The organism is Bacillus cereus group sp. BfR-BA-01356, assembly GCF_022663635.1.
In the GTDB taxonomy this organism is placed as follows: domain Bacteria; phylum Bacillota; class Bacilli; order Bacillales; family Bacillaceae_G; genus Bacillus_A; species Bacillus_A cereus.
In genome coordinates this window covers 1-19,354 of record NZ_JAKUFX010000018.1, presented here as the reverse complement: position 1 = coordinate 19,354, position 19,354 = coordinate 1, and the positions used below count along the sequence as shown (strand labels likewise).

Below are 19,354 nucleotides of genomic sequence, written 5' to 3'. Positions count from 1 at the left end.
GAGTATAAAATTTGCTAATGATGAAACGTTTTCATATTTAGTGAATTTGATCAGATAAAATCGAGCGGTTTGTGGAAACATCCACACAACTACCAAGAGAAAAAGGGGCGAAAGACTAGATGTCAAAAATCATCGCGATTAACGCAGGAAGCTCTTCCTTAAAATTCCAATTATTTGAAATGCCAAGTGAAACAGTATTAACAAAAGGTTTAGTAGAACGTATCGGTTTAGAAGATAGTATCTTCACTATTACTGTAGATGGCGAAAAACAAAAAGAAATTACAAACATTCCAGATCACGCAGTAGCAGTTAATATGCTTCTTAAAAAGTTAACTGAAAACGGAATCGTTAAATCTCTAGATGAGATTGGCGGTATCGGTCACCGTGTTGTTCACGGCGGCGAAAAATTTGCTGACTCTGTTTTAATTACTGATGAAGTATTAGCTGATATCGAAGAATTAAGCGATTTAGCACCACTTCATAACCCAGCAAACGTTGTTGGTATTAAAGCATTCCAAGAAGTATTACCAAACGTACCAGCAGTAGCAGTATTCGATACAGCATTCCACCAAACAATGCCGGAATCTGCATTCCTATACAGCTTACCATATGAGTACTATGAAAAATTCGGCATCCGTAAATACGGTTTCCACGGAACTTCTCATAAATATGTAACTGAGCGTGCGGCTGAATTATTAGGTCGTCCAATTGAAAGCTTAAGCTTACTTTCTTGTCACTTAGGTAACGGTGCAAGTATCGCAGCAGTAGAAGGCGGTAAATCTATCGATACTTCTATGGGCTTCACACCACTTGCTGGTGTAACAATGGGTACACGTTCTGGTAACCTTGACCCTGCGTTAATTCCATACATCATGGAAAAAACAGGCCAAACAGTAGAAGAAGTAGTTAACGTATTAAACAAGAAGAGTGGTATGTTAGGTCTTACTGGTTACTCTAGTGACCTACGTGACATCATTGCGAAAGAAGAAGAAGGCGACCACCGTGCGAAAGTAGCACTTGATGTATTCGTAAGCCGTATCCACAAATACATCGGTTCTTACACTGCTCGTATGAAAGGTGTAGACGCAATCATCTTCACAGCTGGTGTAGGTGAAAACAGTGCGATTATTCGTGAGCGTGTATTAGAAGGCCTTGAGTACATGGGCGTATACTTCGATGCAAAACGTAATAACGTATTCGGTGAAGAAGCATTCATCAGCTTCCCACACTCTCCAGTAAAAATTATCGTAATTCCAACTGACGAAGAAGTTATGATTGCTCGTGACGTACTACGTCTTGGAGATATTGGTTAATATATGAAAAGAAAGACGAGATCCTATAGGATTTCGTCTTTTTTCTTTTGGATGTATTTTAAAACTCCATCTGGATATAATATTTTTTCTTTCTGAATGAATGCCGTAATAGGAATCCATTTCGCATACGCTACTGTTTCTTCATCTTGTATATTTAATATTTTCATTTCATATAGTGACGTGTCTAATAAACGCAAAGAATATAGTTGAATGATTTCATGACCAATGTCTCCATCGAGATGAAAGACATTTTCTAAACACCCTAAATAATTGGTGATTTCTATCTCCGTATGAAGCTCTTCTTTAAACTCCCGAATAACAGTATGTGCTGATTTTTCACCAAGTTCAATTGAACCGCCAAGAGGACGATAATATATTTCGCCTTCTGTATAATATTCTTGTACGAGAAGGCGATCTTGATGTACAGCAAGACCGAAAGCTTTTGCACGTGGATACATATAGAATCACTCCTTATTTGTTTTGTATAAGGACGATTATAATGTATGGTGTGATAAAAGTATCGTGTATTTAAGTGTGCGGTCTAATTGTAATTCCATCAAATAAGTCTTTCCAAAATGCTTCATTGTATTGGTATACATCCATAATAGGACATTTCATAACGCAAATACGTTGTAATCCCCAATCTTCTTGGGTGATAGTTGGTATATCGGCAGGAATTAGTAACAGGACAGAGAATGTATGTGTAACGATTTGAGATAAACTTTGTTCTAGGGAACATGCTTCTTCATATGTTCCTCCAGTTCGAATAAATAATATGGATTCTGCCGTTTCAATTGTAGCTAGAAAACGATTAATACGATGTTCATAGTTTAACTTAATTTCTGTATAAGAAGGCCAAGAAGTTGGTGTATTTACATCTGTTTTAAAGTCATGACAGGAGTCAATTTCATAAAGGTTGTCCCTTAATCTTAATTTTGCATCATCATCCCAAAATGAGATGAAGGATAAATTTTCGAAATTTAAAAAGCGGTCAAATCGATTTTGTAATAATACATTCACTTTTTCTAATGAGGGACTTAGCATAAAATCAATAACGCCAAAAAATGGTGATAATTCTAATTGATATAATGCCCAAGCGGGCCAGCAGTTTTGTCCTAAGCTGAATACCGCATTATATTCTTTTTTTATATCGGATAGATTCATGTGATTTATCTCATCCTTTTTGTTAATATTTTATGCCATTCAAAAATGGTATGTGAATAAAGATAGACAAGCATATTTGTAAAGAATAAGCAGAAATATGTTACAATAGAAAAAAATCGAACGAGGTGGTTGTTACGATGCGATCGAAGCGAGAACAAGCCATTTTAGACAATATAAAAGAATGGGAAGCGCAATTAGTTGAGCAAGAAGCGACCGATTTTCAAAAAGTGTTTGATAAATGGTTACATGCTACAGTTGCGAAATTACCTGAGAAAAAGCGAAAAGAATTCTTCACGAAAGCAGATGGATGGCTCTTTCATTTGCATGCATTTATTCAAAGTTCACAAGCACAGTTAGATGCACGTAATCGGATTTTAGGAACATCAAGGTTATTTGATGAATCGATTGAACAGCTTGAAGATTTGAAAGCATTATCTATTGATCAATTAACATACATAGCAGAGCAGCAAACAGCACGTCATCGTCTATATTCATTTGTACAAGGTGGGGCAACAGGTGCTGGAGGTTTATTATTATTAACGGCGGATTTTCCGGTTATGATCGCGTTAAATGTGAAGGCAGTCCAACTTATTGCAACATCATTTGGACATGATGTGAACAAGCCGTATGAAATGATGCTTGCGTTAAAGGTGTTTCATGCGTCATTACTACCAGGAAGACTTCAGCAATATGCATGGTACAATTTATTGCAAGAGCTGGAGCAAGAAGATTCGTTCTTTTACGAAGGAGACGAAGCAGTGCTACAAACAGCTTCTACTGAGGTTGTGTTAAAACAAATTTTGAAGACATTTTCGATTTATGCTCTTCGTCGTAAATTATTCCAAGGTATACCGGTAATTGGAATGGCAATTGGATCTACAGTGAATTATCGTTTAACAAGAAACGTTACTGAATTTGCAAATAGATTTTATCAAGTGCGCCATATAGTCGAGAAAGAAAAAAGAGCATAAAAAAAGCGAGAGGCCGAAGCCTTTCGCTTTTTTAATTTGTTGCATGTTTTTTGGACATTGGAACAGATACTGGCTGCTTTTCTGCTGTTTTTTCTGTTTTTGGATAATAAATTAAATCCAATGTTTTTGCCTGTACGGCAATCGAAAGAATAGTAAAAGCAATTTCTGTCCAATTTAAATAATATAATGAAAGCGCAAGAACAATCGCGTCAAAGACGAAGAAAATTTGCCCAATTGTAAAACGAGTTCGTTTACTTAATACAATTGTTAAAATATCGTCTCCACCGGTTGCACCGCCAAATCGTAATATAAAACCGAGTCCAATACCAGCTAACGCACCGCCAACTACTGCAGCTATAAATAAGTTATTTGATAAATCTACCGTAAATGGAGAATAATTTTCCATAAAGGAATAAAATACTCCGAATGAAATTGAACCTAGGAATGAATAACCAACCATTTTTCTACCTAAAAATGAAGCGCACAGTAAAATAATTGGGATATCCATTAATACAGTTGAAATAGATGGTGAAATATCATAAAAGTTTTGAATGAATAGTGCAATTCCTACAAATCCACCTTCTGTTAAGTGGTTTTGGAAGTGAATGTGATATAGCGCTGCTGCTAAAATAAATGAACCGATTAAAACCATAAAAATTTCTTTAATAATTTGCCGACTTTGGATGTTCCTCATCGTTATTCCTTCTTTCCGTAGTTAGTAGTCCTTTTTGTGTTGTAAACTAACTACGAGCTCACATGTAGCTTTCAGTTAGTTTACGAAAAAACTAACTACGCTATATGTCGCTGAAGAAATAACGAATAATCCTCTCGTCCATCAATTCTCCCTACCTTCGTTTTAGTTTAAGTCTTAAAACGACTAAACAAAACGTGGAGTAGGATTCGTCATTTAGCAATCCTGCTCTTCTTTGTTTTGTTTAGTTAGTAACAATTAAGTCCTAAACAAAACGCTATGTGTAAGAAGAGTCTTTTTTTTGCCAAATTATCCTTCGAGCGATCATGATATCAAAATCCCTTCCTTCAAGATTTATACTATTATATCATACTTTTAAAAAATGTATGCGGATGGAAACCGACAATAAACGGAGGGGATCTACAAAAAATGTTATGTTTAAATATTTTTGTAGAAAAGCCTAAGTTATTTCGGAGGATTGGACAGTTTATAACGGTTTGTCCAATAAGTAAGAAAAAAAGGTTTTATTCCGTTGTATTCTTTTCATCACTTTTATCTTTGAAAAACGCATCCCAACTAATCACACTTAAAAAAGTTAAAGCGATAATAACGAAAGCACGCATAAGCTGTAGACCTCCTTTTGTACATAGTATATGAATCATTCGATTCGGAATGTGTCATTTTTTTACAAGTCTTAACTATTATGAGAGTATATTAATATAGATAGATAAAGGGGAGAGTGAAGGTATGCTAAAAGAAATGTTCAAAAGAAAAGAATTAATATGTATTTCATGTCAGAAAAAAATTCAATATGAAGAAGAGCTTGTTGCTTTTGTAAAGTTGCCGCAAGAAAGAAGTATATTAGTTGGCCCTTTTGATGTGTGTTTGGCAAAAACAGCACAAGAAATATATTGTAAACCATGTTACGACAAAAAAGCATGACCCAAAGTAATTGAGGGGCATGCTTTTTTCATTGGTGTGCTTTCCCCTCAGATACATTTTGAGTGAGTCGATACCAAAGCCAAAGGTCATTAATGATGGAAGCGAGATCGGCAATTTCTGAATTCAATTTGCAAGAAATTTCGAAGTCTTCTTCGTTATTTAAATGATGCTGTTTTGCATTAATAGAGTGCTCGAGTTCTTTTATTCGATCAGGAATCTTTCCGCGAACTTGTTCCCATCTTAGTAAAATAGCATGCTGCATTTTTTCGGGGATATCTTCCCAATCTTCTTGTAAATGAGGAATTTCAATTCCTAGATGATCATCGTATAAGAAATACTTTTCCATAAGTTCACCCCCGTTGTCCTGCTTATATTGTACAGAAAAACAGAAAGAAGTTCGACGAAATTGTTTGAAAAAATTTAAAAATGACTCTTGATACATTTTGTGAAAGGTGGTAAAGTGTGAATTATTATAAAAGAAAATGAATATTTATTCTTTAGGGGGATGCAAAATGGAGAAGAAAAAAGTTGTATTAGCATATTCCGGAGGTCTTGATACTTCCGTTGCAATTAAATGGTTACAAGAGAAGAATTATGATATTATCGCGCTTTGTTTAGACTTAGGGGAAGGTAAAGACTTAGCATTTGTAAAAGAAAAGGCACTTTCAGTAGGTGCAATTAAATCATATATGATTGATGTTCAAGAAGAATTCGCGAATGAATATGCATTGATGGCGATGCAAGCACACACATTATACGAAGGGAAATACCCTCTTGTCTCTGCATTATCTCGTCCGCTTATTGCGAAGAAATTAGTAGAAATCGCAGAACAAGAAGGCGCAACTGCAGTTGCACACGGATGTACAGGGAAAGGAAATGACCAAGTTCGTTTTGAAGTTTCTATCCAAGCATTAAATCCTTACTTAGAAGTGATTGCGCCTGTACGTGAATGGAAATGGTCACGTGAAGAAGAAATTGCATATGCAAAAGAAAACGATGTACCAATTCCGATTAATTTAGATAGCCCGTTTTCAATCGATCAAAACTTATGGGGACGCAGCAACGAATGTGGAATTTTAGAAGATCCATGGGCAGCGCCGCCAGAAGATGCATATGAGATGACATTGGCATTAGAAGATACACCGAATAAACCAGAGTTTGTAGAAATCGGATTTGAAGCAGGCGTACCGACTACTTTAAATGGCACTGCATATTCACTTGCAGAATTAATTAAAACGTTAAATGCGCTTGCTGGAAAACACGGCGTTGGACGTATTGATCACGTAGAAAATCGTCTTGTCGGTATTAAATCTCGTGAAGTATACGAATGCCCAGCAGCAATGACGTTAATCACTGCGCATAAAGAGTTGGAAGATTTAACACACGTAAAAGAAGTAGCGCATTTTAAACCAGTGATTGAACAGAAAATAACAGAACTTATTTATAACGGTTTATGGTTCTCACCTTTAAAACAAGCGCTTCATGCATTTTTACAAGAAACGCAAAAGAATGTAACAGGTACAGTGCGTGTGAAATTATTTAAAGGTCATGCGATTGTAGAAGGACGTAAATCTGAATACTCTTTATACGATGAAAAATTAGCAACATATACTGCTCAAGATGAATTTAATCATGATGCAGCAGTTGGATTCATTTCATTATTTGGTTTACCGACGAAAGTATACAGCCAAGTGAATCAAAAGAAGGTGGAAGCGTGAGCAAACTTTGGGGCGGACGTTTTACAGAAGAAGCGGAAGCATGGGTTGAAGAGTTCGGAGCATCCATCTCCTTCGATCAACAATTAGTAAATCAAGATATAAATGGGAGTATTGCACACGTAACGATGCTAGCAAAGCAAGGCATCGTTACGAAAGAAGAAGCAGAGAAAATAAAGATAGGTCTTCAATATTTATTGAAAGAAGCAAAAGAGAATAAGCTACAATTTTCAGTAGAAGCAGAAGATATTCATTTAAACATCGAAAAGATGCTAATTGAACAAATTGGCGAAGTAGGAGGAAAACTTCACACTGGCCGAAGTCGTAATGATCAAGTAGCGACAGATATGCATTTGTATTTAAAAGAAAAGGTAGAACATATTATAAAAGCTATAAAACAATTGCAAACTGTTCTTGTTCATCAAGCAGAAAATAACATTGAGACAATTATGCCTGGCTATACGCATTTGCAACGTGCTCAGCCGATTTCATTTGCTCATCATATTCTCGCTTACTTTTGGATGTTAGAGCGTGATGTAAATCGTTATGAAGATTCGTTAAAGCGTATTAATATCTCCCCATTAGGAGCAGGAGCGTTAGCTGGAACGACATTCCCGATCGACCGAGAGTATAGTGCGGAGCTTCTTGGATTTAATGGAATCTATGAAAATAGTTTAGATGCAGTAAGTGATCGTGATTTTATCCTGGAGTTTTTAAGTAACTCATCTATGCTTATGATGCACTTATCGCGCTTTTGTGAAGAACTTATTTTATGGAGTAGCCAAGAGTTTCAATTTATTGAAATGAGCGATCAATACGCAACTGGAAGCAGCATTATGCCGCAAAAGAAAAATCCGGATATGGCGGAACTAATCCGTGGTAAAACAGGCAGAGTATACGGTAATTTATTCAGTTTACTTACAGTAATGAAAGGATTACCGCTCGCTTACAATAAAGACTTGCAAGAAGATAAAGAAGGAATGTTTGATACAGTAAAAACAGTAGAAGGATGCCTTCATATTATGGCAGGCATGCTAGAGACGATGACTGTAAACAAAGAAAAAATGGGGCAAGCTGTGACGCAAGATTTCTCCAACGCAACAGAAATTGCTGACTATTTAGCGAACAAAGGACTACCATTCCGTCAAGCTCATGAAATTGTTGGAAAGTTAGTGCTACATTGCACACAAAAAGGAATTTATTTATTAGATGTCTCGCTTGAAACATATAAAGAAATGAGCTCTTTATTTGAAGAAGATTTGTATGAAGTTCTTTCACCATATGCGGCTGTAAAGCGTCGTAATAGTTCGGGTGGAACAGGATTTGAACAAATCAAAAACGCTTTGGAGAAGGCGAAGGGCTTAACGAAAGAAGTTATTAAGAATTGAGTTTGGAAGTGCGCCAGTCTATTAAAGTCTGGCGTACTTTATTTTTTACTAGCATTTAAGTTACAATGTAGTAAAAAATAACAATTTAGGGGAAGTCTATGAAAAAAATAGTGTTGATCATTGTACTGTTAATTAGCTTAATTGCAAATGCTAAAGTGTTTCTTTTGGACAAATATATGTATGTTGGTGAAAAAGAAAAGCGAGAAGAAGCGGTTATCGCAACGATGTGGCATTTGCAAGATAAAGGATATAAAGAAAGTGATATTTTATATATAAAACCGGCCTTTTATAGCAAAATGGATTCGTATGGTATGAATGTACAGTTTAAAGATGAACCAAATGAATCATATACATATAGAGTTTTAAAAGATGCGAAAACAAATAAACTAACTGTACACCAAGATAGCAATGAGTCTGGTGGTATGGGCGGGAAACATCAAGAGCTTAAATAAAGAAAGAAAGAAAGAAAGAAAGAAAGAAAACGACTGATGGCATTCGCCTGCAGTCGTTTTCTTTTAATTATACTTATGTCGATCTTCCGTAATTCGAATATACTCTATATCCATCAAATCACGAAGTAATGCACCATTACTTAGTTCAACGCCGTGCTTCTCTTTAAAATGAGTGCGAATCGTATCTAGCATTTCAATTTCTTTGCCGTTCACATCTAAAATAATGCGTTCAGAATCATCCATATAGCATCCTCCTTTTTTACACATATATATATTTTGTCCGTCTATTTCTAAAAAATGTATGTTAACGTAATGTTAGGAAATAAGAAAGGGATGGAAAATGAGACGTATTTATTTTATAGGACTAATTTTGTACACATTCATTGTATTACATGTTGCATTCCCAAATATCTTTTCATTTGAGGATTTAGAAACAGTACACGTTGCGATATTTACTTTTGCTTTATTTGTAGTAGATTGTTTTATTTCTATATGGCTTTCGAAAAGAAAAGATATACAAGGCAAAAAAGAAATGGAACGGAAAAAGAGAAAACGTTCCTTTTGGATGATGACATACTGTTTGTCTTTAGTGCTTACTGCTGCTTTTTTTAGTGAACATATTCCATTAGAAAGAGTAAATATTGGATTTGGAGCATTCGTATTCGCATACTATTTTTTTATGCACTTTCTTCCTTATATGAAAGAAAAGCGAGGAGAAGAGGAAAATCCGCTTGTAGAAGAAGCGAAAGAACAAGAGCATAAGAGAATAGAAGGGGATATAAAGAAACTTGGAGAACAAAAGTGGTATTTAAAATCAAAAATCATATACGTTCTTTGCTTTATTACGCCGCCAATTGGTTATTTGTATGTTTTCTTATTTCGTAAAAAAATGATAGAAGGTGCAAAGCAAACGTACTTAACGATCGCGACGATTATGATGGCATTATGGTCTTTGAAGTTTCTTCCGCCTTATGTGTTGGCAATTACCGTTGTTGTCGTAGCGTGTCTTGTGTTTATAGTGAAGTTTATAAAATGAAAAACACCAAGCCTATGTGGACTTGGTGTTTTATCTATAAATTAAAGCTCACCTTGCTCTTCATCACCACGAACAACAAGGACATCGCATTTCGCATAGCGAATAATATGTTCAGAGACGCTACCAATTAGGAAACGCTCAACAGCATTTAAACCAGTCGCACCACACATAATTAAATCTACTTTATGGTTTGGAGCGATTTCTTTTGAAATTTTTGATTTAGGATTACCGAATTCTAATACAGTTTCAATTTTTTCAAGACCAGCTTCAAGCGCAGTTTTTTTGTAGTCTTCTAATAAGTCTTCTGCAAATAGATTTGCACGTTCCGCAATTGCACGGCTATAGGCTTCTACGGCTGAGTATGCTTTTACATCAACGATATGAGCGATTGTTAATGTTGCATTGTTGCGTTTTGCGACTTGAATTGCTTTTTTAAAGGCTTTTTCTGCTTCTTTAGAACCATCCACCGCGATTAAAATATTTGTATATGTATTATTCATAGTAAATTCCTCCCAATCTGTTTTATAACTGTTTACAACTTAATTATAAAACAAATTTTGGTAACGTGCTTGCCAGAAACGTTACAGAATTTTGAAAACTCTGTTTCAATTCATTTTAGTTGTAATTGGAGCGAGAACTTGTTACATATGAAGTATAGCAATTTAAAAGGGGGCAGTTTTGTGAGACATGCGCTCATTACAGCCGGTACGAAAGGTTTAGGAAAGCAAGTAACAGAAAAGTTATTGGCTAAAGGCTATTCAGTAACAGTAACGTACCATAGCGATATCACGGCTATGGAAACGATGAAAGAAACATATAAAGATGTGGAAGAGCGTCTACAATTCGTGCAAGCTGATGTCACGAAAAAGGAAGATTTACATAAAATAGTAGAAGAAGCGATGAGCCGTTTTGGCAAAATTGACTTTTTAATTAATAATGCTGGTCCATATGTATTTGAACGAAAAAAGTTAGTTGATTATGAAGAAGATGAATGGAATGAAATGATTCAGGGAAATTTAACAGCGGTATTTCATTTATTAAAACTTGTCGTTCCGGTCATGAGAAAACAGAACTTTGGCCGTATTATTAATTACGGATTTCAAGGGGCGGATAGTGCACCGGGATGGATTTATCGTTCAGCTTTTGCCGCAGCGAAAGTAGGACTTGTTTCATTAACGAAAACAGTTGCTTATGAAGAAGCGGAGTATGGTATTACTGCGAACATGGTATGTCCTGGTGATATTATAGGCGATATGAAAGAGGCAACTATTCAAGAAGCACGTCAGCTGAAAGAGCATAACACACCGATTGGTAGATCTGGAACAGGTGAAGATATTGCAAGAACCATTTCGTTTTTATGTGAGGACGATTCCGATATGATTACCGGTACAATTATTGAAGTGACTGGTGCAGTGGATGTTATTCATAGACATCGATAGAATAAAATAAGATGAAGTTTCGAATAATTGGACAGTTCATCCATTGTGCTGAGAGGTGCGGATAATACTGTCCTTTAATATAAAATTAAATCTATCGGAAAACTCGTGTTATTTTTTTGTCAAATATTGAGATATTATGTTAAAATATAAGAGCGTAGAAAGCGCTTTAAAAAATGATTCAGGGGTCATTTCATAACTCAAGGGGGAACTAATCATGCGTATCGGTATTCCAACAGAAATTAAGAACAATGAAAACCGTGTGGCAATGACGCCAGCGGGAGCAGTACATTTAGTACAAAATGGTCACGAAGTTTTTGTTCAAAAAGGAGCAGGTTTAGGATCTGGCTTTACAGATGAAGAATACGTACAAGCGGGTGCGAAACTTGTAGAAACTGCTGAAGAAGCATGGAATCAAGATATGGTTATGAAGGTAAAAGAGCCAGTAGCAAGTGAATACGGCTATTTCCGTGAAGGCTTAATCTTATTCACATACTTACACTTAGCTCCAGAACCAGAATTAACGAAAGCATTAATCGATAACAAAGTTGCATCAATCGCATACGAAACAGTACAATTAGACAATCGTTCTTTACCATTACTTGCACCTATGAGTGAAGTGGCTGGTCGTATGTCTGCACAAATCGGTGCACAATTCCTTGAGAAAAACAAAGGCGGTAAAGGTATTTTACTTGCAGGCGTTCCAGGGGTAAAACGCGGCAAAGTAACAATCATCGGCGGTGGTCAAGCTGGTACAAACGCAGCTAAGATTGCAGTAGGTTTAGGTGCAGATGTAACAATCATTGACTTAAGTGCAGAACGTCTTCGTCAATTAGATGATATTTTCGGTAACCAAGTAAAAACATTAATGTCTAATCCATACAACATTGCAGAAGCTGTTAAAGAATCTGACCTTGTTATTGGAGCGGTATTAATTCCGGGTGCAAAAGCGCCAAAACTTGTAACTGAAGAAATGATTCAATCAATGGAACCAGGTTCTGTCGTTGTAGATATCGCGATTGACCAAGGTGGTATTTTCGAAACAACTGATCGTATTACAACTCATGACAACCCAACTTACGAAAAACATGGCGTTGTTCATTATGCAGTTGCTAATATGCCAGGTGCAGTTCCACGTACGTCAACTCTTGCATTAACAAACGTAACAGTACCATATGCAGTACAAATTGCTAACAAGGGCTACAAAGAAGCTTGCTTAGGCAACACTGCATTATTAAAAGGTATTAACACATTAGATGGTTATGTAACATTCGAAGCAGTTGCGGAAGCTCACGGCTTACAATACGCTGATGCAAAAGAGCTTCTTGAAAAAGCTCCTGCTTTATCATAATAGAAATACATTTGAGACCTTCCTTTTCGTGAGGAGGGTCTTTTTTATATGGAGAAATAACATGTGAATAATTGTTATTTATTGGTGTAAAAAAAATTTTATTATGATAATTTAGAATTATATAATAAAAAGAGGGGATTCGATGGGGAGCAAAAAGAAGAAGAAAAAACAGGCAAAGAGACAAAGGTATATAAAGAAAAAACAGGAACAGAACATACCTTTTTCACAAAAAGTAGTCATTACGATAGAGAAAACATTTCGGTATATTTGTATGTTCTTGTATGTGATTTTTTGCTTGTATTTATGTGGGATATTTAAAAGTTTGGGGATAACCCCCAATGTTATTGAAAGTACCTTAGGCGTTCTACTTGTTATGGTAGAAGGAATCTTATTCTTTATATTATTTGATAAAGTATGGCCTAGTCATGAAAGTAAAAAAGATAGAAAAAGAAGCAAAAAATCTTCATACGCTTCAAGCTCATCAGGTGGATTCGGTGACTACAGTAGCAATGACTGTAGTAGCTCAAGTGATGGTGGAGGAGATTGCGGAGGTGGTGGAGATTAAGTTAGTTTTTTAGAAGAACGACTAATGAAAGGATGGGACGAAAGATGGAGACTGTGAACTTAATAGAATTAACAAAGGATATTAAAGATCAACATAAAAACTTCGTCGTTTCAAATATAAACAGTCATTGCTTACGAATCGCTGTATTTACTGGTGAATATGATTGGCACTATCATTCTAATTCGGATGAATTATTTATTGTGCTAGAGGGAGAGTTACTTATTGATTTTGAAGATGGAGAAACGGCGGTTTTAAAGCCAAATGATTCTATTTTAATTCCAGCATGTACGATTCATAGAACGAGAGCATTAAAGAGAACGGTAAATCTTTGTTTTGAACATATAGAGGCTGATACGATTATAGTGGAGCAATTATGAAAAAATTATCTGTAGCCGAGTATAGAAAAGTTCTTCCGGTTTTAGAAGGTAATACAAGAACGATGACATTTGCTTATGCGGTATGTGATCAAGTGGTAGATGGTGAGGTTTTTGTAAACGGGCAATTAACAGCAGGATTAATTATTACAGCTAACGGTATCTATTATTTATTTGGTGATACTGATGATCAAAATTATAACGAAGAGTTATTTTCATATTTAAAAACGGCTATTGAAAAAACAGAGAAGAGATTTACACTCTTTACTTCAAGTGAAGAGTGGGAAATGATGTTAGAAGAGCGTTTTAGTAATACACTTCGGAACATCCCGCGAATGAAATTTCAAAGGGTAACCTTTGAGGAGAGAAAACGAGATTTTAACAAAAATACATATGAAGTGAAGCGTATTGATAGAAGAGATATAGAGCGAAGCAGTGAATTTAAAGAGGAGTACTATAAAGAATATTGGGGATCAAAAGAAACGTTTTTGAATAGTGGTTTTGGATTTTGTATAGAACAAGATGGGATAATTGTAGCTGAATGTGTCTCAATATTTAGCGGGAATGGTTATGCTGAAATAGATATTGCAACACATGAAGCGTATCAAGGGAAAGGATTAGCTCAAGCTGTTGCAACACGGTTCATTGAACATTGCATGCAAAATGATATTATACCGAGCTGGGATTGTTATGTAGACAATATTCCTTCGCGAAAATTAGCTAGTAAATTAAGTTTTTATCATCCAATAGAATATAGTTTGTTTGTACGTAAGAAAACGGGGGAAGAAAAATGAATGTAGAATTAACGAGATTTAAAGTTAAGCCTGGTAAGAGTCATCGAGTAGATGAATGGATGCAACTTCTTAATGACAATATGAAAGAAGTACTTTTGACATTAAACGACGAAAAGATGTATGTTGAGACAATTTTCCGGGAAATAAGAGATGGAGAAGAGTACTTATATTGGTATTCTGTGCAAGGAGAAGGCGGGGCTCTTGTCGAAAATTCTCATTATGAAATCGATAAAAAGCACTTAGCGTTTTGGTATGAATGTATCGATGAAGAAGCACCGTCTATTGATATGAAAACAGAAGTTGTTATGATTCAAGATGTTGTGAAGGAAGCGATGAAATAATAGAATAGTATTTCAGAGAAAAGCGCATCAAAATGGATGTGCTTTTTATTATGAAAAAATTGATAAAAGCTATATTTGGATATCTTTAAGTGAAAATAAGGAGGGATATCGAGAATATTTTAGGATAAACTATAAAGTGAAACTTTAATCAGTGGGGGGCATCCCCCACTGATTATCAGCCCTCACCAATCGGGCTTTTACGGGCAGTTCGACCCCAACCTAACTTCTTTGCTTCCGCTGAGTTTTGATGTGGGGTCTTACTGCCCGTTAATGCGGGATAAAGAAATAAAAAACACAAAACCAAAAAACTTACCAATATAAGGTGTATTCGTAACAGGAAAAACAGAGGATTTACAAAGTTTACAAGGGTCACCGTATATTAAGGCTGCTGTAAGAGGTGTAACAGTTGAGAAATATTGATTACAAGTAATTAATGTGAATAATCAGAAAATTTATGTTATAATATGGGAAAAGGAGGTTTATATGAGGCAAATACATGGAGCAATTTATATTTACATAACAATGTTTTTCGTGGCGGTATCCTATGGATTGGGGCACGTGTATTCGCATCCTATACTAACTTTTTTAAGCGGAGCATGTATGGCGTTTGCGCTTCTTGTCCACCTTTTCTCGGTTTGGATCGTGAAATTTCAATTAAATATTAGTGAAATAGAAGAAGGCACTTTTTGAGTGGCCTTCTTTTTTAGTAATATTGGCGAAGCCCTGGTAGCAATTTTTCAATTTCACATTCGGTTTCTTTACATATGGAAAGTGTACGTAGTCTGAAAAATAAGCTACGTAAGAAAGATTTTATATTTCCGTATAAAAATTCGTATGATTCAATATGTAGCGTGGATTTTTTTACTTGTAATTGAGCTACTAAATCATGAAGGGCTAATATGAGTACTTCTTCCTTTAGGTCATTTTGCAGCATTGCGACAATCGGATAAACGATACGTTCATCTTCTTCATATTTGTAGTAAATAGAATGAACACAAACTTTGTTTAATAAAGTTTGTAATATTTCTTCGTAATATAAAGTTTCCAGTTTAGGACTATTCACAAGCGCCTCAAATGTATCGGAAGCATGAGCGATACTATGTGCCCAGCCGTGGTCTTGGACATATCCACGGAAATCATGCTCGTTGTTCATATATAGAATTAATTGATCTTTTACAGTTAAAATATCATTCTGTGATAAGAAATTATGATTTGTATCTGCATCTATAATGAGGGCAATTAATAATGTTGTAAATGCTCGGGTAAATACGGCATCTTCGTCATCCGAATGAATCTTATACAATAAATATTTTTCACTAATGCTTTCTAATAATAATTTCTGTAAGTGTGTATGTGAAATGTAGTCTTTTTTGATGAGATGATAAAAAGTAGAGTAAATAAGTTTGTCTCTTAAATAGCTATCGGTAACACCGATGTGCTCAAGCATATTGGAACTTAAAGAATCAATGTTAATTGTGTTGTCCAGTATGTAATTATTATTACGAATTTCTTCTAACTGTTGTTGTAACATATAAACCTCCTATTTTAGAAAATTCTGTATTTTTATAATATAATAAGAGGAAGAAATAGACAATAAATAAGTGCATTTGAATGGAGGGGGCATTATGAAGAGAGCATTATTCTTTTTCATTAGTATTTTCTTTTTAGGAAGCTGTTCCATTTCGTATGTTACTTTTTCTAGCGAGAGCAAAAGTTGGACTGGACAATATAAAGGGCATATTAAGGATGACAGTGAAGATGGGATGTTTACGTTTCAATATAAGGGCGGGGATGGAAAGACAGAATTTAAAAACTTAGAGATTGCTATTAATGGAGCCTTTAGTACAATGACACAAACGTCAGAAGTTCATAGAGGAGCAAAGGTTGAAATGAAGTCTTCTTGTGTAAGTTGCGCGCCTATCTCTAAAGATGAACCAATAGAGATTGTGATTAAATGGGATGATAAGTATGAGGAGAAGATGGTGCTAAATTTGAAATAGCCTAGAGTAAGGAGTTAAAAATGAATAGGCATATGAAAATTGTTATGTTTTTAAGTGTATTTCTAGTCGTATTATCAGCGTGTGATACAAAACAAGTAGAGCAAGTAACGGTAAAAGAAGTACCTAAAGAAGGGTATATCATATTAAGAAATGACACGGTGTTTTTTGCCGATGATAAAACGTTTGAAACAAAAGTAGAGTTGCAACATTATATAGAACAACAAATGAATAAAGAGCATCCAGCACATATAGTCTTGAGCTTTAAGGACAAAGACACATATAAACAGTTAAAAACAGGGGATAAAATAAAAGTATGGTTTTCTCAAATACTTGAAAGTTATCCAGCAAAAATGATTGTAGAGAAATTTGAAATAGTAGGGAAATAGAAAAAGGCAGCACTCCCGCTGCCTTTTTTATTATTTTACAAATTGTAACTCTTTCGGGAATTTCGTTAAAATTTCTGATCCGTCTTTTGTGATGTAAATATCATCTTCAATACGAACGCCACCTACGTTTGGTACGTAAATACCAGGTTCGATTGTGAAGACCATACCTTCTTTTAATGGAGACTCGTTACCAGCTTTTACATCTGGATATTCGTGTACGCTAATTCCAAGTCCATGACCAAGTCGGTGCGGGAAGAAGTCTCCGTAACCTGCATCTGTGATAACAGAACGAGCAGCATTATCGATTGCGCCAAGTGTAACACCTGGTTTACATGCTTCAACTGCTTGTAGTTGTCCAGCAAGTACAGTGTTGTAAATACGAGTTTGCTCTTCAGAAATCTCACCGAATGCTACTGTACGTGTAATATCAGAGCAATAACCATCAATGATTACGCCTAAATCAAATAGTACGAAATCGCCGCGTTTCATTTTGTTTGCGCCAGGAATACCGTGTGGAAGAGCTGAGTTCGCACCTGCTAATACCATCGTATCAAATGACATTTTATGTATGCCTTTTGTTTTTAATTCGTGTTCAATAATTGCTAATACTTCTAGCTCGCTGCGGTTTTCTTTAATTGCATTTACACCAACTTCAACAGCATAGTCCGCCATTTTAGCTGCTTCGCGTAAAATAGAAAGTTCTTTTTCATCTTTAATTAAACGAAGTTCGCGAACTTTCTCCTCAGCTGATTTGAAAGCTGCATTTGGGAATAATTTCGTTAATTCTTCGTAGCGCTCTACGTTTAAATGTTCTTTTTCAATTGCAACTGCATTTGCATTGATGCCGCGGTCTTTAATTGCTTTTGCAATCATATCCCATGGTCTGTCAGTATCAGTAAATCCGATAATTTCATGTGCCCAGCCAGCGTTACGTGCTTGACCTTCTTCCATTTTAGGGCAAATTAAAATAGGTTCTTTTTCTTGGAATACAAACATACCAAGTAATCTTTCGTGTGGTTCACAGTGGAAGTTTGTCATGTAGAAGACGTTCGGTGTAGAAGTTAAGAACGCAGCTTCTACGTTTTTTTCTTTTAGCCATTGCATTAAATTTTCTAATCTAGCATTCATCGATTGGCACCCCCGAGATATTTAATTACAAATATAACTTTAACTCGGAAGAAAGCGTTATGACAAGTAAATAGATGTTAGAAAAGACAGGGAATTGAAAAATCATGTAGAATAAAAAGTGAGAATGTGAATAGGGGAGGAATGTAATAATGAAAGTATCTTATCATGGACATTCAGTTGTGAAAATTGAGGCGAATGGAAAAGTTATTTTAATTGACCCGTTTTTAACAGGTAATCCGAAAACAGATTTAAAAGCTGAAGATGTAAAAGTGGATGCAATTCTTTTATCGCATGGACACGGTGATCATGTTGGAGATACAGTAGAACTTGCGAAGAAAAATAATGCAGTTGTTGTAGCGCCATTTGAACTAGCAACATTTTTAAGTTGGCAAGGTGTAAATACACACCCGATGCATATTGGTGGTTCACATGAATTTGACTTCGGAAAAGTGAAGCTTACACAAGCATTCCACGGCTCTAGTTATATTGATGAAGAAAATAAGACGATTACATATACAGGTATGCCAGCAGGTATTTTATTTACAGCAGAAGAGAAAACTGTATACCACGCAGGAGATACTGCACTATTCTCTGATATGAAGTTAATTGGGGAATTAAATAAAGTTGATCTAGCATTTTTACCAATTGGTGATAATTTCACAATGGGACCAGAAGATGCTGTACTAGCGGCAAAATGGATTAATGCGAAAACTGTTGTACCGATGCATTACAATACGTTCCCAGTTATTGAACAAGATCCATATCAATTTGTAGAAAAGCTACAAAATTGTACAGGGAAAGTATTAGAAGCTGGAGAAAGTATTACACTATAGAAAAGAAACCCTTCATTTGAAAAGAAAAGTGAAGGGTTTTTTACGTGTGTAGGACAGCTTTTAATGCTTGTATTTGTTTTGGTGATTCTTTTCTTTTGGTACGTGGTTGTTCAGGTGTTTCATTCAATTCCATTGCAACTTTTTTCCCATCTACGAAAGCTAAAAATACAGCACCTACAACCTCTAAAAATTTTTTCATCATGTGTTCGCTCCTTTGTTTTATTTCTTGTCTTAATTGTATAGGCAATTAAGTGGACGAACTATCGAATGAGATGACAATAGCATTACATTGTTGTAATAGAATGACTGGTGGAATGTAAGAGTCATTTTGTTATAAAAAAAATAGTACAGGTATGCAAAGAGACATGCCCATCAACTTAAGAGTGAGCACAACCTGAGCTTTCGACTCATCGGATCAAAACATTCCTAAAATAAAAGCATACTCTTAAAAATAAGCATCTCAAATAAACCCTA

The 19,354-nt window shown here is 35.5% G+C and carries 26 protein-coding genes; 17 read left to right on the top strand and 9 right to left on the bottom strand.

The window, feature by feature from the left end; translation table 11 throughout:
- The first annotated feature begins 119 nt into the window (after positions 1–119).
- The gene (gene ackA / locus MR168_RS09140) at positions 120–1,313 is read left to right on the top strand and encodes an acetate kinase (protein WP_000034575.1); all 1,194 of its coding nucleotides are present in this window, start codon (positions 120–122) and stop codon (positions 1,311–1,313) included.
- Positions 1,314–1,336: 23 nt separating this feature from the next.
- On the opposite strand, the gene MR168_RS09135 is transcribed toward ackA, so the two are convergent.
- Positions 1,337–1,771 carry an NUDIX hydrolase gene (locus MR168_RS09135; protein ID WP_000283500.1) on the bottom strand — a complete coding sequence of 145 codons (435 nt, stop codon included), beginning with the start codon at positions 1,769–1,771 and terminating at the stop codon, positions 1,337–1,339.
- Between the two features lie 70 nt (positions 1,772–1,841).
- Positions 1,842–2,477 (bottom strand): DUF1796 family putative cysteine peptidase, encoded by a 636-nt coding sequence (locus tag MR168_RS09130; protein WP_001053734.1) that lies wholly within the window; start codon positions 2,475–2,477, stop codon positions 1,842–1,844.
- A gap of 137 nt (positions 2,478–2,614) precedes the next feature.
- Here MR168_RS09130 and MR168_RS09125 point away from each other — a divergent pair, with 137 nt between their 5' ends.
- A complete protein-coding gene (locus tag MR168_RS09125) occupies positions 2,615–3,448 on the top strand; it encodes an EcsC family protein (protein WP_001256850.1) in 834 nt (277 codons plus the stop codon).
- A gap of 31 nt (positions 3,449–3,479) precedes the next feature.
- Here the strand turns inward: MR168_RS09125 and MR168_RS09120 are convergent, their stop codons facing one another.
- Positions 3,480–4,142 (bottom strand): YitT family protein, encoded by a 663-nt coding sequence (locus MR168_RS09120; protein ID WP_001244515.1) that lies wholly within the window; start codon positions 4,140–4,142, stop codon positions 3,480–3,482.
- 744 nt (positions 4,143–4,886) lie between these two features.
- Here MR168_RS09120 and MR168_RS09115 point away from each other — a divergent pair.
- Positions 4,887–5,081 (top strand): hypothetical protein, encoded by a 195-nt coding sequence (locus tag MR168_RS09115; RefSeq protein WP_016123444.1) that lies wholly within the window; start codon positions 4,887–4,889, stop codon positions 5,079–5,081.
- Positions 5,082–5,109: 28 nt separating this feature from the next.
- Here the strand turns inward: MR168_RS09115 and MR168_RS09110 are convergent, their stop codons facing one another.
- Entirely contained in the window at positions 5,110–5,427 is a 318-nt protein-coding gene (locus MR168_RS09110; RefSeq protein ID WP_000417207.1) for a hypothetical protein, read from the bottom strand.
- 166 nt (positions 5,428–5,593) lie between these two features.
- On the opposite strand from MR168_RS09110, the gene MR168_RS09105 reads away from it, so the two are divergent.
- The 3 genes from MR168_RS09105 to MR168_RS09095 all read left to right on the top strand — a co-directional run bounded on the left by MR168_RS09105 (position 5,594) and on the right by MR168_RS09095 (position 8,636).
- On the top strand, positions 5,594–6,799 hold the full coding sequence (locus MR168_RS09105; protein ID WP_000412315.1) for an argininosuccinate synthase: 1,206 nt from the start codon (positions 5,594–5,596) through the stop codon (positions 6,797–6,799).
- The gene (argH, locus tag MR168_RS09100) at positions 6,796–8,184 is read left to right on the top strand and encodes an argininosuccinate lyase (RefSeq protein ID WP_016123443.1); all 1,389 of its coding nucleotides are present in this window, start codon (positions 6,796–6,798) and stop codon (positions 8,182–8,184) included. The genes MR168_RS09105 and argH overlap by 4 nt, the downstream gene beginning before the upstream one ends.
- 98 nt (positions 8,185–8,282) lie before the next feature.
- Positions 8,283–8,636, top strand: a complete 354-nt coding sequence (locus MR168_RS09095) for a DUF3139 domain-containing protein (RefSeq protein ID WP_000725032.1) — start codon at positions 8,283–8,285, stop codon at positions 8,634–8,636.
- A 63-nt stretch (positions 8,637–8,699) separates the two neighbouring features.
- Here the strand turns inward: MR168_RS09095 and MR168_RS09090 are convergent, their stop codons facing one another.
- Positions 8,700–8,879 carry a hypothetical protein gene (locus MR168_RS09090; protein WP_000342761.1) on the bottom strand — a complete coding sequence of 60 codons (180 nt, stop codon included), beginning with the start codon at positions 8,877–8,879 and terminating at the stop codon, positions 8,700–8,702.
- 97 nt (positions 8,880–8,976) lie between these two features.
- Here MR168_RS09090 and MR168_RS09085 point away from each other — a divergent pair, with 97 nt between their 5' ends.
- Positions 8,977–9,672 (top strand): hypothetical protein, encoded by a 696-nt coding sequence (locus MR168_RS09085; protein ID WP_006926471.1) that lies wholly within the window; start codon positions 8,977–8,979, stop codon positions 9,670–9,672.
- 41 nt (positions 9,673–9,713) lie between these two features.
- On the opposite strand, the gene MR168_RS09080 is transcribed toward MR168_RS09085, so the two are convergent.
- Complete coding sequence (locus MR168_RS09080; protein WP_001066673.1) at positions 9,714–10,172, bottom strand: universal stress protein; 459 nt, start codon at positions 10,170–10,172, stop codon at positions 9,714–9,716.
- A 147-nt stretch (positions 10,173–10,319) separates the two neighbouring features.
- On the opposite strand from MR168_RS09080, the gene MR168_RS09075 reads away from it, so the two are divergent.
- The 7 genes from MR168_RS09075 to MR168_RS09035 all read left to right on the top strand — a co-directional run bounded on the left by MR168_RS09075 (position 10,320) and on the right by MR168_RS09035 (position 15,223).
- On the top strand, positions 10,320–11,111 hold the full coding sequence (locus MR168_RS09075; RefSeq protein ID WP_002024902.1) for an SDR family oxidoreductase: 792 nt from the start codon (positions 10,320–10,322) through the stop codon (positions 11,109–11,111).
- Positions 11,112–11,325: 214 nt separating this feature from the next.
- The gene (gene ald, locus MR168_RS09070; RefSeq protein WP_001219403.1) at positions 11,326–12,459 is read left to right on the top strand and encodes an alanine dehydrogenase; all 1,134 of its coding nucleotides are present in this window, start codon (positions 11,326–11,328) and stop codon (positions 12,457–12,459) included.
- 142 nt (positions 12,460–12,601) lie between these two features.
- Positions 12,602–13,024 (top strand): hypothetical protein, encoded by a 423-nt coding sequence (locus MR168_RS09065; RefSeq protein ID WP_086411963.1) that lies wholly within the window; start codon positions 12,602–12,604, stop codon positions 13,022–13,024.
- A gap of 44 nt (positions 13,025–13,068) precedes the next feature.
- Positions 13,069–13,401, top strand: a complete 333-nt coding sequence (locus MR168_RS09060; protein ID WP_000450926.1) for a cupin domain-containing protein — start codon at positions 13,069–13,071, stop codon at positions 13,399–13,401.
- Positions 13,398–14,192, top strand: a complete 795-nt coding sequence (locus tag MR168_RS09055) for a GNAT family N-acetyltransferase (protein WP_000736763.1) — start codon at positions 13,398–13,400, stop codon at positions 14,190–14,192. The genes MR168_RS09060 and MR168_RS09055 overlap by 4 nt, the downstream gene beginning before the upstream one ends.
- Positions 14,189–14,533 (top strand): DUF6176 family protein, encoded by a 345-nt coding sequence (locus MR168_RS09050; protein ID WP_001100209.1) that lies wholly within the window; start codon positions 14,189–14,191, stop codon positions 14,531–14,533. The genes MR168_RS09055 and MR168_RS09050 overlap by 4 nt, the downstream gene beginning before the upstream one ends.
- 483 nt (positions 14,534–15,016) lie before the next feature.
- Entirely contained in the window at positions 15,017–15,223 is a 207-nt protein-coding gene (locus MR168_RS09035; protein WP_001248908.1) for a hypothetical protein, read from the top strand.
- A gap of 13 nt (positions 15,224–15,236) precedes the next feature.
- Here the strand turns inward: MR168_RS09035 and MR168_RS09030 are convergent, their stop codons facing one another.
- Positions 15,237–16,064: a DUF2785 domain-containing protein gene (locus MR168_RS09030; RefSeq protein ID WP_000941469.1), complete on the bottom strand. Its 828-nt coding sequence runs from the start codon at positions 16,062–16,064 to the stop codon at positions 15,237–15,239.
- A gap of 94 nt (positions 16,065–16,158) precedes the next feature.
- Here MR168_RS09030 and MR168_RS09025 point away from each other — a divergent pair, with 94 nt between their 5' ends.
- Together MR168_RS09025 and MR168_RS09020 are read left to right on the top strand one after the other, a co-directional pair.
- Positions 16,159–16,533: a hypothetical protein gene (locus MR168_RS09025; protein ID WP_000816709.1), complete on the top strand. Its 375-nt coding sequence runs from the start codon at positions 16,159–16,161 to the stop codon at positions 16,531–16,533.
- Between the two features lie 20 nt (positions 16,534–16,553).
- Positions 16,554–16,919 carry a DUF3221 domain-containing protein gene (locus MR168_RS09020; RefSeq protein ID WP_001079378.1) on the top strand — a complete coding sequence of 122 codons (366 nt, stop codon included), beginning with the start codon at positions 16,554–16,556 and terminating at the stop codon, positions 16,917–16,919.
- 30 nt (positions 16,920–16,949) lie between these two features.
- Here MR168_RS09020 and pepQ read toward each other — a convergent pair whose 3' ends face one another.
- Positions 16,950–18,047: a Xaa-Pro dipeptidase gene (gene pepQ / locus MR168_RS09015; RefSeq protein ID WP_000994033.1), complete on the bottom strand. Its 1,098-nt coding sequence runs from the start codon at positions 18,045–18,047 to the stop codon at positions 16,950–16,952.
- A gap of 149 nt (positions 18,048–18,196) precedes the next feature.
- Here pepQ and MR168_RS09010 point away from each other — a divergent pair, with 149 nt between their 5' ends.
- Complete coding sequence (locus MR168_RS09010; protein ID WP_000868926.1) at positions 18,197–18,880, top strand: metal-dependent hydrolase; 684 nt, start codon at positions 18,197–18,199, stop codon at positions 18,878–18,880.
- A gap of 40 nt (positions 18,881–18,920) precedes the next feature.
- On the opposite strand, the gene MR168_RS09005 is transcribed toward MR168_RS09010, so the two are convergent.
- Complete coding sequence (locus tag MR168_RS09005) at positions 18,921–19,082, bottom strand: hypothetical protein (protein ID WP_000976017.1); 162 nt, start codon at positions 19,080–19,082, stop codon at positions 18,921–18,923.
- Positions 19,083–19,354 lie beyond the last annotated feature (272 nt).